Annotated in this window: 10 protein-coding genes; all 10 read left to right on the top strand. The window is 35.5% G+C overall.

The genetic code is table 11. The features are described 5' to 3' along the window. Window positions 1–21: 21 nt before the first annotated feature. The 10 genes from Q4Q47_RS10895 to Q4Q47_RS10940 all read left to right on the top strand — a co-directional run bounded on the left by Q4Q47_RS10895 (window position 22) and on the right by Q4Q47_RS10940 (window position 18,429). Window positions 22–3,138: a TAT-variant-translocated molybdopterin oxidoreductase gene (locus tag Q4Q47_RS10895; RefSeq protein WP_303306686.1), complete on the top strand. Its 3,117-nt coding sequence runs from the start codon at window positions 22–24 to the stop codon at window positions 3,136–3,138. Window positions 3,139–3,166: 28 nt separating this feature from the next. Next, window positions 3,167–4,903, top strand: coding sequence for an NrfD/PsrC family molybdoenzyme membrane anchor subunit (gene nrfD / locus Q4Q47_RS10900; RefSeq protein ID WP_303306687.1), 1,737 nt, complete (start codon window positions 3,167–3,169; stop codon window positions 4,901–4,903). A 9-nt stretch (window positions 4,904–4,912) separates the two neighbouring features. Continuing rightward, complete coding sequence (locus Q4Q47_RS10905) at window positions 4,913–5,443, top strand: DUF3341 domain-containing protein (RefSeq protein WP_303306688.1); 531 nt, start codon at window positions 4,913–4,915, stop codon at window positions 5,441–5,443. A 7-nt stretch (window positions 5,444–5,450) separates the two neighbouring features. Beyond that, window positions 5,451–6,002, top strand: coding sequence for a c-type cytochrome (locus Q4Q47_RS10910; protein ID WP_303306689.1), 552 nt, complete (start codon window positions 5,451–5,453; stop codon window positions 6,000–6,002). Between the two features lie 22 nt (window positions 6,003–6,024). Beyond that, the gene (locus Q4Q47_RS10915; RefSeq protein WP_303306690.1) at window positions 6,025–7,377 is read left to right on the top strand and encodes a quinol:cytochrome C oxidoreductase; all 1,353 of its coding nucleotides are present in this window, start codon (window positions 6,025–6,027) and stop codon (window positions 7,375–7,377) included. Window positions 7,378–7,407: 30 nt separating this feature from the next. Beyond that, window positions 7,408–8,475: a cytochrome c oxidase subunit II gene (locus Q4Q47_RS10920; protein ID WP_303306691.1), complete on the top strand. Its 1,068-nt coding sequence runs from the start codon at window positions 7,408–7,410 to the stop codon at window positions 8,473–8,475. A gap of 28 nt (window positions 8,476–8,503) precedes the next feature. Then, window positions 8,504–10,297: a cytochrome c oxidase subunit I gene (locus tag Q4Q47_RS10925; RefSeq protein ID WP_303306692.1), complete on the top strand. Its 1,794-nt coding sequence runs from the start codon at window positions 8,504–8,506 to the stop codon at window positions 10,295–10,297. Between the two features lie 480 nt (window positions 10,298–10,777). Then, a complete protein-coding gene (locus Q4Q47_RS10930; RefSeq protein WP_303306693.1) occupies window positions 10,778–15,538 on the top strand; it encodes a gliding motility-associated C-terminal domain-containing protein in 4,761 nt (1,586 codons plus the stop codon). A gap of 29 nt (window positions 15,539–15,567) precedes the next feature. Beyond that, window positions 15,568–16,524, top strand: a complete 957-nt coding sequence (locus tag Q4Q47_RS10935; protein WP_303306694.1) for a PorP/SprF family type IX secretion system membrane protein — start codon at window positions 15,568–15,570, stop codon at window positions 16,522–16,524. 18 nt (window positions 16,525–16,542) lie between these two features. After that, complete coding sequence (locus tag Q4Q47_RS10940; protein WP_303306695.1) at window positions 16,543–18,429, top strand: OmpA family protein; 1,887 nt, start codon at window positions 16,543–16,545, stop codon at window positions 18,427–18,429. The last annotated feature ends 35 nt before the right edge of the window (window positions 18,430–18,464 follow it).

The following is an 18,464-nucleotide window of genomic DNA, read 5'->3' on the forward strand; positions in this document are numbered from 1 at the left end:
GAAGTAATTCAATTATATAATATGTCATCAAACAAGAAATACTGGAAAAGTGTTGAGGAGCTAAACGAGAATAGCTCTATTGTTGAGGCGCTAAAACAAAACGAGTTCGTAGAAGAAATTCCTACTGATGAATTTTTAGGTGATAAAGATACATTAGAGGCTACATCTACAACGCGTCGCGATTTCTTAAAATATGTAGGTTTTAGTACTGCAGCTGCTTCGTTAGCGGCTTGTGAAGGTCCTGTTAAAAAATCTATTCCTTATGTTGTGCAACCAACAGAAATTATTCCTGGTGTTGCTAACTATTATGCAACTACCATTGCAGATGGATTTGATTTTGCGAGTGTTTTAGTTAAAACGAGAGAAGGGCGTCCAATTAAAATTGAAAACAACACCATGGCAGCTACTAATGGTAGTGCTAATGCTAGAGTGAATGCTTCAGTTTTAGGTTTGTATGACAGTCTAAGAGTTCAAGGGCCTAGAAAAGGAGAAGCATCTATTTCTTGGGATACTTTTGATTCTGAGACCAGTCAGAAATTAACAAATACTGCAGCTGCAAATAAAGCGATTGTGTTATTAACACAAACTTTTGCGAGTCCATCTACGAGTAAGTTGATTTCAGAATTTAAAGAAAAATATGGTAATGTTCGTCATGTAGTTTATGATGCTGTTTCAGAGTCTGCTGCATTAGATGCTTACCAAGCTAAATATAACGAACGTGGATTAGCAAATTACAATTTCGCTAAAGCCATGACTATCGTTTCTATTGGAGCTGATTTCTTAGGAGATTGGCAAGGTGGTGGTTTTGATGCTGGGTATTCTAAAAATAGAGTGCCAGATCATGGTAAAATGTCGCGTCACGTGCAATTTGAGTCTAATATGTCTTTAACTGGAGCTAATGCAGACAAACGTGTGCCATTAACACCAACGCAGCAAAAATTAGCTTTAGCTAAATTGTATAGTTTAGTTACTGGAAACAATGTTTCAGTAAATGGACTTCCGGAAAAAGTTGAAGCAGCTGTTAAAAGCGCCGCTTCTCAACTTAAGAAAGCAGGAAGTAATGGTGTTGTCGTTACAGGAATTCAAGATGTAAACGCTCAAACAGTTGTTTTAGAGATAAACGAGGCTCTAGCTAGTAAAGCGTTTGATAAAACAGCACCTATTAAAACAAGACAAGGTAGCGACGAAGCAGTAACTAAGTTAATTGCTGATATGAAAGCTGGACATGTTGGAGCACTTATTATGAGTGGTGTTAATCCAGTTTATAGCTTACCAAATGCTTCAGATTTTGTTGAAGGATTGAAAAATGTTGGTTTATCTGTAGCATTTTCTTTAAAAGCGGATGAAACATCTTCACTTACAAATTATCTTGCAGCAGCACCTCATTATTTAGAATCTTGGGGAGATGTTGAAATCAAAAAAGGACACTATGGTTTAATACAACCAACAATTCGCCCTTTATTTGATACTAGGCAATTTCAAGAAACTTTATTAAAATGGACAGGAAATGATGTTTCATACCATGATTACATTAAAGAAGCTTGGGGAACCGATGTTTTAGGAGGAAGTTCTTTTAACAAAGCATTACATGATGGTGTGTTTGTTGGAGCTATTGAGACTGAAGTTGAAGATACAACTACTGAAGCTGAAACTGATGCTGATGAATCTGCTGAAGCAACATCTTCTTCAGGAAATGCAGCTCAATCACTTGTAACTTCTGCAAAAAGCAACGGATTAGAATTAACATTATATACCAAAGTAGGTATGGGAGATGGGCAACAAGCCAATAACCCATGGTTACAAGAGTTTCCAGATCCAATTACAAGAACATCTTGGGATAACTATTTAACAGTTTCCAAAGCTGATGCAGATACATTAGGTTTGACAAATCATCATGTGGCGGATGGCGCATTGAATGGTAGTTATGCAAAAGTAACTGTAAATGATGTATCTGTAACTGCTCCAGTAATGATTCAACCAGGACAAGCAAAAGGTTCTGTTGGTTTAGCACTTGGATATGGAAAAACATTAGGTTTAAAAACAGAAATGCAAACAGGTGTTAATGCTTATGCATTATACCAAAACTTTAATGCAGTACAAAACGTAACAATAGAGAAGGTTGCTGGTGAGCATGAATTTGCTTCAGTACAGTTACACAATACCTTAATGGGGCGTGGAGACATTGTTAAAGAAACTACTTTAGAGATATTCAATACTAAAGATAAGAAATACTGGAATGCTATTCCTGTAGTGTCTTTAAATCATGAAGAAACTCCGGTAACATCACCAGAGGTAGATTTATGGGATGAATTTGATCGCTCTATTGGACATCACTTCAATTTATCGGTAGACTTAAACGCTTGTACAGGATGTGGAGCTTGTGTGATTGCTTGTCATGCAGAAAACAATGTGCCAGTAGTTGGTAAGACAGAAGTACGTCGTAGCCGTGATATGCATTGGTTACGTATAGATAGATATTATTCATCTGAAGAATCATTTGATGGCGATAATACTAAAAAGGATGAGATATCTGGATTAGGAAGCTCATTGAGTGAATTTGGTGAAATGGAAAATGCTTCTGAGAACCCTCAAGTAGCATTCCAACCAGTCATGTGTCAGCATTGTAATCATGCACCTTGTGAAACTGTATGCCCTGTGGCGGCAACATCACATGGTCGTCAAGGTCAGAACCATATGGCATATAACCGTTGTGTAGGTACTAGGTATTGTGCAAATAACTGTCCTTATAAAGTACGTCGTTTTAACTGGTTCTTATATAACGGAAATGATGAGTTCGATTATTATATGAATGATGATCTGGGACGTATGGTATTAAATCCAGATGTGGTTGTGCGTTCTCGTGGTGTGATGGAAAAATGTTCTATGTGTATTCAAATGACACAAAAAACAATTCTGGATGCAAAACGTGACGGACGAGAAATTAAGGATGGTGAATTCCAAACAGCATGTTCTGCAGCTTGTAGTAGCGGTGCTATGTCATTTGGAGATATCAATGATAAAGAAAGTAAAGTTGCAAAACTTTTAAAAGATAATCGTATGTATCACTTATTAGAAAGTGTTGGTACTAAGCCAAATGTGCAGTATCAAACAAAAGTGAGAAATACAACTGAAGCATAAATCTAATTAAAGAATCAATTATATAATTATGGCGTCTCATTACGAAGCACCTATTAGAAGACCTTTAGTTACAGGGGAAAAATCATATCACGATGTTACCGTAGATGTGGCAAAGCCTGTAGAAGGAAAAGCAAATAAACAATGGTGGATAGTTTTTGGTATTTCACTTGCCGCTTTTCTTTGGGGAATTGGATGTATTATTTATACCATATCAACAGGTATTGGAACTTGGGGTTTAAACAAGACCGTAGGTTGGGCCTGGGATATTACTAACTTCGTTTGGTGGGTTGGTATTGGTCACGCAGGAACACTTATTTCTGCAGTACTATTATTATTCCGTCAAAAATGGAGAATGGCCATTAACCGTTCTGCAGAAGCCATGACCATATTCTCTGTTGTTCAGGCAGGATTGTTCCCAATTATTCACATGGGGCGTCCATGGTTAGGCTATTGGGTGTTACCTATTCCAAATCAATTTGGTTCCTTATGGGTAAACTTTAACTCCCCATTACTATGGGATGTATTTGCAATATCTACGTATTTATCGGTCTCATTAGTATTCTGGTGGACAGGTTTATTACCAGATTTTGCAATGCTTAGAGATAGAGCTATCAAACCATTTCAAAAGAAAATATACGCATTATTAAGTTTTGGATGGTCAGGTCGTGCTAAAGATTGGCAACGTTTTGAAGAAGTATCTTTGGTACTTGCAGGTTTAGCAACACCATTAGTACTTTCAGTACATACCATTGTATCATTTGACTTCGCGACATCGGTAATTCCGGGTTGGCATACCACCATTTTCCCACCTTATTTTGTTGCAGGAGCGGTATTCTCAGGATTTGCTATGGTAAACACATTGCTTATTATTATGAGAAAAGTGTGTAACCTCGAAGATTATATAACAGTACAACACATCGAATTAATGAACATAGTCATTATGATTACAGGTTCTATAGTAGGTGTAGCATATATCACTGAGTTATTTATTGCATGGTATTCTGGTGTAGAATATGAACAATATGCATTCTTAAACAGAGCAACAGGACCTTACTGGTGGGCATATTGGGCAATGATGACTTGTAACGTATTCTCTCCACAATTCATGTGGTTCAAAAAACTAAGAACAAGTATTATGTTCTCTTTCTTTATCTCTATTGTGGTAAACATAGGCATGTGGTTTGAGCGTTTTGTAATTATTGTAACATCGTTGCATAGAGATTATTTACCATCATCATGGACCATGTTCTCACCAACATTTGTAGATATAGGAATCTTTGTAGGAACGATTGGATTCTTCTTTGTATTATTCTTATTGTACTCAAGAACATTTCCGGTAATAGCACAAGCAGAGGTTAAAACGATTTTGAAATCTTCTGGAGAACGATATAAGAAAATTAGAGAAAGAGGAGACAGTTTAGTAGGTACAGGAGTCGATGCAAGAACTTCTGGAGGACAAACTTCTAAACCAGCTGCTACAGCTGCTGAAACTCCAGACGAAGATAATTCAGCTAAAGTAAGTGACTTACTTGGAAGCATTGGAGCTTTTGATGCTACTACTCAGACAGCTGATGACTTGAAGAAAGTAAATGGTATCGGACCTAAAATGGAAGAAACGCTTAATAGCATAGGTATTTATACCTTCCTTCAGGTTAGTAAGATGACGAAAAAAGAATATGACTTGTTAGATTCTATTACAGGTTCTTTCCCAGGAAGAGCAGAACGTGATGATTGGTCTGGACAAGCTAAAAATTTAATAAACTAAATATAGTCAATGGAAGCTTCAAAAGTTATTCACGCTATTTATACGGATGATGATGTATTAATGTCTGCTGTTAAAAAAGTTAAGGCAGAAAAACATCACATTGAAGAGATATATACACCATTTCCGGTTCACGGACTAGACAAAGCCATGGGGTTAGCACCTACACGTATCGCTATTACAGCATTTATGTATGGTTTAGTTGGTTTAACAGTTGCTATCGTTATGATGAACTTCATTATGATTGAAGATTGGCCTCAAAATATTGGAGGTAAACCAAGCTTTAGTTATATAGAAAATATGCCAGCATTTGTACCAATTATGTTTGAGTTAACGGTGTTTTTTGCAGCGCATTTAATGGTGATAACGTTTTACTTACGTAGTAGAATGTGGCCATTTAAAAATGCAGAAAACCCAGATCCAAGAACTACAGATGATCATTTCTTAATGGAAATAGCGGTTCATGGAAATGAAAAAGAGCTAGAAAGTTTACTAGCAGAAACTGGAGCAGTCGAAATTAATTTAATTGATAAAGCGCATTAAGAAAAAGATGAAAAGCTTAATTAAAATATTAGTAGTAGCAGTCGTATTTGTAGCAGTATCCTGTAAAAAAGATTCAGCTCCAAACTATCAATTCATGCCTAATATGTATGAGTCTGTAGGTTACGAAACGTATGGAGAAGCAGCGTTTCCTGATGGTGTAGAAGCACAGGTGCCTGTTGAAGGTACGATACCAAGAGGGTATGTGCCTTTTGATATTGAAAATTCTAACGAAGGTTACCTGTTAGCTAAAGAGACATTAGTTAGCACTATAGATTCTACTCAGGTAGATTTAGAAAGAGGAAAAGCATTATATGATATCTACTGTGGGATTTGTCACGGTAATAAAGGTAAAGGACAAGGAAAGCTTGTTAAGCGTGAAAAAATCCTTGGTATTCCTAGTTACGATGATGTAGGAAGAGCTATAACTGAAGGAAGTATTTACCATACTATTTATTATGGTAAAAACGCCATGGGTTCTTATGCAAACCAATTGAACGAAGAAGAACGTTGGCAAGTAGTAGCATACGTGTTGAAGTTAAAATCAGATTTAGAAAAGTAAGATTGATAAGATTATTATAGATATGTATACATTTTCAAATAAATTAAAGACATTTTCTATCATTCTAATGGTTTTAGGATTATTAGGTGTTGGCTATGGTTTTATAACATCTCATAAATCTTTTGAAGAAGTTGAGCACTTGCTTACAGAAGAAGCGCATCATGGTGGCGGACATGGAGAAGAAGCTGGACACGCTGCTCCAAGTAACGATGCACATGCAACCGATACTCATGGTGATGAAGCACACGCAGAAGTTGATGAGCACACAAAACATGTGGAGCATGTTCAACATCAAATAGCAAACAGACCTTGGTCTGCACTTTATGTTGCAGCCTTTTTCTTTATGATGATTGCATTAGGAGTATTGGCATTTTATGCCATTCAAATTGCATCACAAGCGGGGTGGTCTCCTGTATTATTTAGAGTAATGGAGGGGATTACAGCTTACTTGTTACCTGGTGCTTTAATTGTATTAATTATTGCGGTTGCATCTGGTACTATAGGACATTATAATTTATTTGTTTGGATGGACCCTGAAGTCGTTGCTCATGATAAGTTGATTCAAGGTAAAACAGGATGGTTAAATATCTGGGGATTTGCCATTAGAGGATTAATATTTATAGGGGGATGGAGTTTATATCGTCACTTCGCACGTAAATTCTCAATTGCACAAGATACAGCAGAAGATAAGAGTAACTTTAAAAAGTCTTTCCGTATCTCGGCAGCATTTTTAGTATTCTTTATTTATACAGAATCTATGATGTCTTGGGATTGGATTATGAGTGTAGATCCACACTGGTTCTCTACCTTATTTGGATGGTATGTGTTTGCAAGTATGTTTGTAAGTGGTATTACAGTGATTGCTTTAATTACCATGTACTTAAAAACAAAGGGACAGTTAGAGTTTGTAAATGAAAATCATTTACATGATGTTGCTAAATTTATGTTTGCATTCAGTATTTTTTGGACTTACCTATGGTTCTCGCAATTCATGTTGATTTGGTATTCTAATATCCCAGAGGAGGTAACCTATTTTGTAACACGTTTCCAAGATTATAAATTACCATTCTTAGGTATGGTAGTCATGAATTTTGTATTTCCAATATTAATGTTAATGAATGCCGATTACAAACGTATTCCTTGGTTTGTTGTTATGGCAGGATTGGTAATATTAGCAGGTCATTATATTGATATTTTCAATATGATTATGCCAGCTACAGTTGGTGATAGATGGTTTATAGGAATTCCAGAAATAAGCTCAATATTATTATTTGCTGGATTATTCATATTTGTAGTATTTACCGCTTTAACCAAAGCACCATTACTTGTAAAAGGATATCCTTTTAGAAAAGAAAGTGAAGAATTTCATTATTAATTAAGATATAAATAAAGACGAACGATAACAATGACTGCTTTATTAACAATTATAGTTTTAGTATTTATTTTAGTAGCCATTTGGCAAATGGTAAAGATTTTCGATCTAGCACAGGCTAAAAACGAAAATTCTCAAGTTGCTACCGATAAGGATAACACAATAAATGCATATTTAATGATGGGCTTTTTAGCTTTCATTTATGTCATTACTATTGTATGCTTTGTAAAATGGGGTGATTTGCCATTAATGTCGAATTCAGCTTCAGAGCATGGTCCGACTATTGATAATTTGATGGTTATCTCTATGGTAATTATCTTTATAGTACAGACGATTACACAGTTCTTATTACACTATTTTGCTTATAAATATAAAGGTGAAAAAGGAAAAAAAGCATTATTCTTTGCAGATAATAATAAACTAGAAGCTATTTGGACGATCATTCCAGTAATTGTTTTAGCCGGTTTAATTATTTATGGATTAAATACCTGGATTAATATCATGGGTATAGATGAGAGTGATGACCCTTTAGTAGTTGAGTTATATGCACAGCAGTTTAACTGGAAAGCTAGATATGGCGGTGCAGATAATACTCTAGGAAAAGCGAATGTACGTTTAATTGATATTGATCGTGCTAACATATTAGGTTTAGATGAAGCTGATCCTAACGCACAAGATGATGTCATTACTACCGAGTTACATTTACCAGTAGGAAAGCCTGTATTATTCAAGATGCGTTCTCAAGATGTATTACACTCGGCTTATATGCCACATTTTAGAGCCCAAATGAATTGTGTGCCTGGAATGATTACACAATTTGGTTTCACGCCAACTGTCACTACGGCAGATATGCGAGAAACATCTCAGATGAAAGAAAAGGTTCAAAATATTAATAGAATTAGAGTAGAAAATAGTAAACCTCTATTAGCTAAAGGCGAAGAACCTTTAGAGCCTTACGAATTTGATTATATATTATTATGTAATAAAATTTGTGGGAAGTCTCACTACAATATGCAAATGAAGATAGTTGTAGAAACTCAAGAAGAATATGATGCTTGGATAAAAGAGCAAAAAGCATTCAAAAACTCTCTAATTAACTAATTTTAAAAGATAAAAACGATATAAGATTATGTCAGCACACGCAGATACTCACGCACACGACGACGACCACGGACATCATCATAAAGAAACGTTTGTAACTAAATATATATTTAGTCAAGACCATAAAATGATTGCTAAACAGTATCTTATTACTGGTACTATTATGGGCGTTATTGGGGTATTAATGTCTTTGATGTTTCGTATGCAAATCGCATGGCCAGAAGAGCCTAATGTATTGTTTGAGGCATTATTAGGTAAATGGGCACCAGATGGTGTTATGGATGCAGATATTTATTTAGCATTAGTTACCATTCATGGTACCATTATGGTATTCTTCGTATTAACTGCTGGTTTAAGTGGTACATTTAGTAACTTATTAATTCCGTTGCAAATTGGTGCGCGCGATATGGCATCAGGTTTTTTAAATATGGTATCTTATTGGTTATTCTTCTTATCAAGTGTCATCATGGTAATATCCTTATTCGTTGAAGCAGGACCTGCAGCGGCAGGATGGACCATCTATCCACCATTAAGTGCTTTACCTATGGCTCAAGGAGGTTCAGGTATGGGAATGACGCTATGGTTAGTATCTATGGCTATATTCATAGCATCTTCATTATTAGGATCCCTTAACTATATTGTTACAGTAATTAACTTACGTACAAAAGGAATGTCTATGACAAGACTGCCTTTAACCATTTGGGCATTTTTTATTACAGCTGTTATTGGTGTTATATCTTTCCCAGTCTTATTATCTGCAGCCTTATTATTAATAATGGATAGAAGTTTTGGAACATCATTCTTTTTATCAGATATATTCATTCAAGGAGAAGTACTGCATTATCAAGGAGGATCTCCAGTATTATTTGAACATTTATTTTGGTTCTTAGGGCACCCAGAGGTATATATCGTCATATTACCGGCAATGGGTCTAGTATCCGAAATTATGGCATCCAATTCGCGAAAACCAATTTTTGGATATCGTGCTATGATTGCTTCCATATTGGCAATTGCATTTTTATCTACAATCGTATGGGGTCACCATATGTTTATTTCTGGAATGAATCCATTTTTAGGATCTGTATTTACATTTACAACATTATTAATTGCGATTCCGTCAGCGGTAAAAGCGTTCAACTGGATAACCACCCTCTGGAAGGGTAACTTACAAATGAACCCCGCGATGTTATTCTCAATTGGTTTTGTTTCAACATTTATAACAGGAGGTTTAACAGGAATTATTCTAGGAGATAGTGCTTTAGATATTAATGTACATGATACCTATTTTGTAGTAGCTCACTTCCACTTAGTAATGGGAATATCTGCATTGTATGGTATGTTCGCAGGAATTTATCATTGGTACCCTAAAATGTTTGGAAAGATGCTTAATAAAAACTTAGGTTATATCCACTTCTGGATCACGGCTGTTTGTGCTTATGGTGTATTTTTTCCAATGCACTTTATAGGTATGGCAGGATTACCACGTCGTTATTATACAAATAGTAATTTCCCTTTATTTGACGATTTAGCTAATGTAAACGTTATTATTACCATATTTGCTTTAATAGGAGGAGTGGTGCAAATCGTTTATTTATATAACTTCTTTAGTAGTATTTTCTTTGGAAAAAAAGCAACACAAAACCCATGGAAATCTACAACACTAGAGTGGACTGCGCCTGTTGAACATATGCATGGAAACTGGCCAGGTGAAATTCCACATGTACACCGTTGGGCTTATGATTATAGCAAACCAGGGCATGATGTAGATTTTGTTCCTCAAAACGTCCCTTTAAAGGAAGGAGAGGAAGAGCTACAACACTAGCCAGTAGCAAATACAATTTTTTAATTGAAAAGAATTCTCCGAGGCTCAGTCTCGGGGTTTCCGTTGAAATTGTCATTCCCGTGAAAACGGGAATCTAAATAAAAGAATTTCGGGTTTTGATCAAAAAGGTCAAAACCCGAAATTCTTTATTATAAAAGCCAAAGCCTTTCTAAATTAGAAAGGCTTTGGCTTTTAGTATTTTATCTTCTTTTCTTTTTGTTTCAAGTAGGGTTTTTATTACACATGTATTTTGTAAGTGACTATTTACCTCTTAAAAACAAGTATAAAAAGCTTGAAACACCGCCAATACGCAGATTTTATCGACGAAATGTAAAATAATTCACAAAAAGTCGATGAAATACAAAAATATCCGTTAAATTGCACGCTGAATAAATTTGTGAAAAACTTTCCTGTAAAATATTTGGTGAATTTTACACGTCTTATTCTGAACTAACTAGATATGAATCTAAATTTTCAATTATGAAAACAACACTACTATTTAGAAATGTGTTCTTAAATACATTCTATATTTTACTGTTATTATGTGCTTCATTGTCGGTTTCTGCACAATGTCCTACGATAGCAGATCCAACTCCGCCAGCTATTTGTGATGCATCTGGATTTACTTTTAATGATTTGAATACTTATGCAACAGATGGAGGTAATGGCATACGTTGGTATGCTGTCCCAACAGGAGGAACTGCTTTTAATCCGGGAGAGTTTGTTTCACAAGGAACCTATTATGCTGATGATGACTCTGGTACCTGTGGTTTCAGAGAATCCATATTTATAGACTTTACAGTAGATCCAACAGGACAGAATTTAGATGCTAATTATTGTAGTAATGAAAATATAGATTTTCAAGATTACATAGATAATGTTTTACAATCGGGTATTCCGCCAGGGGGTAGTGTTGAAATTTATTATAGCTTTGATCTTGTTAACCAAGTAGCTCCAGCTACCTTATTCCCTAATGGCCTAACAAATTTGGCTATAGTATTCGTAGCTGCCGGTGGGGTTTGTAAAAGTCAATTTGAGACTTCCAGAGTAGGTGTGTTCGCTTCACCGCAAGACCCAATGCCTGATCTTATACAGGCGTTTTGTGCCAATGCAATCCCTACACCTACAGTGGGTAGTTTACAAACGGGTACTCCGGCTACTAATTTTAATTGGTATTCAAGCCTTGATGCTTTTGATAATCCAATAGAAGCATCAAAATTATCATCATCAGACCCATTAACAAGTGGTATATATTATATTCAAATAGATGATGGTTCTTGTACAAGTAACGCGGTGGCAGTAACCGTAAATGTAGATGTTCCGGTAGATGCAGGATCATCAGATACTTTACGATATTGTGAAGATAATATTCCAGCTGCAGATTTTAATCTATTTGATGAATTAGGAGGGTTTCCACAAACAGGAGGTAATTGGACTACTAATTCGTCCTTAGCAATAACAAATGGACACTTAGGAACAGTAAATATCTCAACTTTAATTGCAGGGACATATGTTTTTACTTATACAATCTCTGGTGGTGGTGCTTGTCCAGATGGAATTTCAACCGTAACAATTATAATTTCGCCTATATTATCCTCAGGAACGCCATCAGGAGCAAACCGAACATTTTGTGTGTCCGGCCTACCTTCAAATTTTGACTTAATGACGTTGTTAGATACTGATGCAGACCTCGGAGGTGTATGGACAGAAGGACTTTCCAGCTCAGGTACGGTTGTTCCATCATCCATAGATTTAACCACTGGAGCTTTTACTCCTGCAAGTAGCCCATATAATTTTACATACTCACAGAATACTACAACGCCTTGTCCGGAAGATTCTACAACGATTCAAATTGTAGTATTGGCAGATCCTAATGCCGGAACTGCTACAAACGATACATTTTGTGAAAATGCATTGATAGCAAATTATAATCTGTTTAATGCCTTAGATGGATCTCAAGATAATAATTTAGGAATTTGGACAGATGCTACCAACGCAACAATATCGGATCCTTTAAATTTAGATATTACGAGTTTTACTGTAGGAGGAAGTCCATATACTTTTAATTATACAATTGATAATGGAACTTGTTCTGATACAGAAACGATAAGTATAACAATAGAAGATGCGCCCAATGCAGGGACAACTACAAATCCAAATGCCTTTTGTTTATCAGATATCACACCGGGGCAGACATTAGACCTATCAGATTATTTAAGCGTCGATGCAGATCCAGGGGTTTGGAGTGATGATACGCCTTCAAATCGATTATCAGGAAGCATTGTAACGTTAGATGGTCTGCTACCAGGAACAACATATAGTTTTACATTCGATGTAACTGCATTCCCTGGTTGCGATACACCTGAAATGCCAACTGTTTTAATAACAATTAATGCACAACCAGATACAGGAGCAGCAGATCCAGCAATTTATTGTGAAAATGATCTCGCATTAAATAACACAGCTTTTGATTTATTTACGCTTTTAACTGGAACAGTAGATGCGGGAGGGCAATGGTACTTAGGTACAGACTCTGCAGGCACAATGATTTCCAATGTCCTAGATTTAAATACACTAACAAATATACAGGTATATGATTATACTTATAGTATTACAGATATAAACGGATGTATAAATAGTACAACAACAAGTATAACGATAGAAGATGCACCGAATGCAGGAACAACGACTAACCCGAATGCCTTTTGTGTAGCGGATATTACATCGGGGCAAACGTTGGATTTATTAGACTATTTAAGTGTGGATGCAGATCCGGGAATTTGGATAGACGATACGCCTTCCAATCAATTAACGGGAAGTACTGTGCGTTTAGATAATCTACTACCGGGAACAACATATAGTTTTACATTCGATGTAACAGCCATAGATGGCTGTGATGCACCTGAAATGCCAACTGTTTTAATTACAATTAATGCACAGCCCAATACGGGAACAGCTGACCCAGCAACTTATTGTGAAAATAATCCTGCGTTAAATAATACCTCTTTTAATTTATTTACGCTTTTAACAGGAACAGTAGATGCAGGAGGGCAATGGTATTTAGGTACAGACACGACAGGAACGGCGATCACTAACATTTTGGATTTAAATACACTTACCAATATTCAAGTATACAATTATACTTATAGTATTACAGATATAAATGGATGTACCAATAATACAACAACGAGCATAACGATAGAAGATGCACCGAATGCAGGAACAACGACTAACCCGAATGCCTTTTGTGTAGCGGATATTACACCGGGGCAAACGTTGGATTTATTAGACTATTTAAGTGTGGATGCAGATCCGGGAGTTTGGATTGACGATACGCCTTCCAATCAATTAACGGGAAGTACTGTGCGTTTAGATAATCTACTACCGGGAACAACATATAGTTTTACATTCGATGTAACAGCCATAGATGGTTGTGATGCACCAGAAATGCCAATGGTAACTATTACTATTAACGATTCATCAGCACCAACAGCAAACGCAACTCAGGAATTTTGTGATACAGCAACCGTTGGAGATTTAACAGTTTTAACAGGAACTACTATACAATGGTACGATGATGCAACAGGAGGAACGCCATTAGCTGGAACAGTAACTCTAATAGATGGAGAAAACTACTTTGCCACACAAACAGATGGAACAACTGGATGTGAATCTTCCGTGAGAACAGAAGTAATAGCTAGAATTTATCAATCTCCAAATGCGGGAGTTTCTGTTAACCCCGGAATTTCTGAATGTAATAATACTACAATAAACCTTTTTGATGGTTTAGATGGTTCGCAGGATAACGGAGGAACTTGGTATGAAGGTCCAGACAATACAGGAGCAGTAGTATCAACTCCAACAACTTATGATGTAACAGGGTTTAGTGCTAATAATTATCAATTTACATATTATATAACTGCTTCTGCACCATGTGTAGATGATAGTACAACTATAACGGTTACTATAGATGAACCTTTGAGTGCAGGAACAGATAATACTTTAGATGCTTGTAGTACAGATGCAACAACAGATTTATTTACGCTTTTAGGAGCTGCAGACCCGGGAGGAACATGGTCACCAGCATTAACAAGTGGAACAGGTGTTTTCGATCCAACGGTTGATGCAGGAGATATTTATACTTACACACATACAAACGCATGTGGAGTTACAAGAAGCGAAGTTATTGTAACAGTTACACAAGCACCAAATGCAGGAACTAGTAATCCAGCATTAATTTGTGTGATAGATGGTCCGACAGATTTATTTACCTTTTTAGGAGGCGCAGATACATTAGGAACATGGTCACCAGCATTAGCTAGTGGTACGGGAGTTTTTGACCCTTTAGTCGATACTGCTGGTGTTTATAGATATACAGTAACAGCAAACTCACCTTGTGCAATAGATGCTACCGCAGATATAACAGTAACTGTTAGTGATAGTTCACCACCAATTGTGAATAATGCAACTATGGAATTTTGTTTGATTGACAATCCAACAGTCGCAGATTTAGATGCAGCTTTAACGGCAACAGGAACCATTACCTGGTATGAAGATGCTGCTTTGACAACACAACTTAATGCCACAGATACATTGGTAGATGGGGAAGATTATTATGCAACTCAAACAAATGCCTCTGGTTGTGAGTCTTCAACAAATGTTCAAGTTGATGTTATTGTTAATGATACGCCAACGCCAACATTAGATAATCTAGCTGCAGAATATTGTATCAATGATGGTCCAATAATTAATGATCTGTCATTAAATATTACAGAATATAACGCATCAACAAGCAATATAGTTTGGTATGATGCTGCATCAAATGGTTCTGTTATTTCGGACAGCTCAACTTTAAATCACAATGTTACTTATTATGCCGCTTTAGTAGATGGTACTACAGGTTGTGAAAGTAGTGTTCGTTTAGCAATTACTACAGATTTAACGTCTTGTGGTAAATTGATACTTCCGGACGGATTCTCACCAAATGGAGACGGAACTAACGATACATATGATTTTGATAATTTACATATTCTATATCCCAATTTTGTAATAGAGATATTTAATCGCTACGGAAATATTGTATATAAAGGAAATGCTAATACACCAAGATTTGATGGTATATCTAATCAATCCAGAACAATAGGTAGTGGAGATTTACCAGTAGGAGTCTATTATTATATTTTCAATTTCAATGATGGAGAAAATAAACCAGAACAAGGACGCTTATACTTAAGCAGATAATATATAGATAAAGCAAAATTTAAGAAACAATGAAAAATTTAAATATATATCATAAAATAGCTGCTTTGTTAAGTTTGACGCTCTTGTCATTTCAAAGTTTTGCGCAACAAGACCCACAATTTACACAGTATATGTATAATATGAGTGTTATTAATCCAGCCTATGCAACAGCAGAAGATGCGATTCTAAATTTAGGAGGCTTATATAGAACACAATGGGTTGGCGTAGAAGGCGCTCCAAAAACAGGAACTTTTTTCGCTCACACACCTATTAATGAGAAAATTGAAATGGGTATTTCGTTTACGAATGATAATATAGGTGATGTTGTAAGTGAAAATAATATTTATGCAGATTTCGCTTATATATTACCAGTAGGATTTCAAGCAAAATTATCGCTTGGTATTAAAGCAGGGTTTACATTATTTGATGTTAATTTTGATGGCTTCAATTTACAATCAGGTAATACGACAACGGATGTCGCGTTTAATGAAAATATCAGTAAAACATTTCCTAATTTAGGTATTGGAGCATTTTATTTTACCAATAACTATTATATTGGCTTATCCGCTCCAAACCTGTTAACAACAAAGCACTTAGAAACAGAAGGCGGTGTGAAATCTACAGGTGTTCAAGATATTCACTATTTTTTAACAGGAGGTTATGTTTTTGATATTAACAGAGATTTAAAGTTTAAGCCTGCATTTATGGCAAAATCAGTTAGAGGTGCTCCTTTGGCTTTAGACATCACAGCTAATGTGTTATTTAATGACAGGTTAGAAGTAGGGTTAGGATATCGATTAGATGATGCTATAAGTGGGTTAGCAAGTTTTAGAATAACACCAGAATTAAAAATTGGGTACGCTTACGACTTTACAACCACGACCTTAGGTGATTTCAATTCAGGATCTCATGAAATATTTATTTTATTTGATATTGATTTATTCGGACTTAAAGGAGGATACGATCGTTCACCTAGATTCTTCTAACCAAAAATGATGACAATTATGAAAAAACATATATACATATTTGCAAGCCTTTTATTAGTTAGTGGAATAGCATTAGCGCAAAAAGGAAATTTAAAAAGAGCCAATAAGCTTTTTGAAATGAGAGCCTATGTTGAAGCGGCTGAGATTTATGAAAAGAAAGAGCGTACTCAAGAAGTGCTTCAAAATTTGGCAGATAGTTATTATTATAATGCTAATTTGCAAAAAGCAATAAAAACCTATCGGGAGTTATTTGTAACTTATGGAGACTCTATAGACATTGAATTACATTTTAGATACGCACAAGCTTTAAAAGGTGCTAAAAGTTATAAAGAAGCCGATTTTCATTTAAGCAGATATTTCAATAAAAGAATAAATACGCCTGCTTTTATGGACGCTTTAGATAAAAAGACTCCGCATATATTTAAACTAAAACAATTAGAAAGCGCTAATTCAACCAGTGACTTCGGTTTATCATTCTATGGAGACAATAAAGTAGCTTTTGCTTCATCAAGAAATAGTAAAAACCCAGCTTACTCATGGAATAATTTACCGTATTTAGATTTGTATAAAGCAACCATGACTGATAATGGGACTTTAGAAGATATTACACCTTTTTCAGATGAGATAAATACAGATTCTCATGAAAGTAGTGCGACATTTAGTAGCGATGCTAAAACCATGTATTTTAATAGAACCAATAAAACGCGTACAAAAACAGATACCGAGCGTATTGCTCATATTAAAATTTTTAAAGCGGAGTTGGTGGATAGTATCTGGACCAATGTTACAGAATTACCATTCAATTCAAATAAATATAGTACAGAGCATCCTAGCTTAAGTAAAGATGGAAAAACACTTTATTTTGCTAGCGATATGCCAGGGACTATTGGAGGATTCGATATCTACAAAGTAGCTATAAATGATGATGGTACTTATGGGGAGCCAGAAAACTTAGGCGATAAAGTAAATACAAAACATCGCGAACAATTTCCTTACATAAGTGATCTTGATGTATTATACTTTTCATCAGATGGGCATCAGGGATATGGCAGTTTAGATGTGCTTAGGAGTAACATTCTAAATGGTAGTTTTGATAAACCTGTAAACTTAGGAGGCTCAATAAATAGCAGTTTAGACGATTTTGCATATACTGTAAGAGAAAAGAATAATAAAGGATATGTGTCTTCAAATAGAAGTGGTTATGATAGACTGTATGGTTTTGCGAGAGAAGAAAACATTTTAACCAAGTATTTAGTAGAAGGTATTGTACAAGATAAAAATAGTAAAGAATTATTAGTAGGTTCTTTAGTAACATTATTTGATGAAACAGGTACAGTAATTCAGGATACTATTATAGGCGAAAAAGCAGATTACCTATTTAAGATAGAACCTAATAAAAAATATAAAGTTCGAGGAACACGAAAAGCATACATTCCTCAAGATGTTGAATTCTCAACAGATGGTAAAGGTAAAATATACCATAATATCTATTTAACTTTAGAGTCGTATGCCTCTGCAGAAGAACGTGTTAAGGAAAACGAAAGAGGTGATGTTCAAATTCAGTTAGATAAAATCTATTTCGATTTCGATAAATCTAACATTCGAGAAGATGCCGCAGTAACTTTAAATGTGCTTGTTGATTTACTAAACAAGTATCCGGATATGGCCATTGAAGTATCTGCGCACACAGATGCACGAGGATCAGATCAATACAACTTAAATTTATCTAAAAGTCGGGCAGCATCTACTTTAGAATATTTAGTAAGCCAAGGCATTGACAGAAACCGACTAAAAAGTATTGGTTATGGAGAAATGCAACCACTTAACGAATGTGTTAAAGAAGGTATTTGTAGTGATGAAGAATACGATATTAACAGGCGCTGTGAATTTACTATTATAAATTAATACCAATTTGAGTATAGAATGTCATATTAAAGCCG

It is taken from the genome of Flavivirga spongiicola (genome assembly GCF_030540825.1).
GTDB lineage: Bacteria > Bacteroidota > Bacteroidia > Flavobacteriales > Flavobacteriaceae > Flavivirga > Flavivirga spongiicola.

Bases quoted from the DNA above. Each gene is read 5' to 3' on its own strand.
- nrfD (WP_303306687.1), top strand. From the start codon at position 3,167: ATGGCGTCTCATTACGAAGCACCTATTAGAAGACCTTTAGTTACAGGG.
- Q4Q47_RS10915 (WP_303306690.1), top strand. From the start codon at position 6,025: ATGTATACATTTTCAAATAAATTAAAGACATTTTCTATCATTCTAATG.
- Q4Q47_RS10920 (WP_303306691.1), top strand. From the start codon at position 7,408: ATGACTGCTTTATTAACAATTATAGTTTTAGTATTTATTTTAGTAGCC.
- Q4Q47_RS10930 (WP_303306693.1), top strand. From the start codon at position 10,778: ATGAAAACAACACTACTATTTAGAAATGTGTTCTTAAATACATTCTAT.
- Q4Q47_RS10910 (WP_303306689.1), top strand. From the start codon at position 5,451: ATGAAAAGCTTAATTAAAATATTAGTAGTAGCAGTCGTATTTGTAGCA.
- Q4Q47_RS10895 (WP_303306686.1), top strand. From the start codon at position 22: ATGTCATCAAACAAGAAATACTGGAAAAGTGTTGAGGAGCTAAACGAG.
- Q4Q47_RS10940 (WP_303306695.1), top strand. From the start codon at position 16,543: ATGAAAAAACATATATACATATTTGCAAGCCTTTTATTAGTTAGTGGA.
- Q4Q47_RS10935 (WP_303306694.1), top strand. From the start codon at position 15,568: ATGAAAAATTTAAATATATATCATAAAATAGCTGCTTTGTTAAGTTTG.
- Q4Q47_RS10925 (WP_303306692.1), top strand. From the start codon at position 8,504: ATGTCAGCACACGCAGATACTCACGCACACGACGACGACCACGGACAT.
- Q4Q47_RS10905 (WP_303306688.1), top strand. From the start codon at position 4,913: ATGGAAGCTTCAAAAGTTATTCACGCTATTTATACGGATGATGATGTA.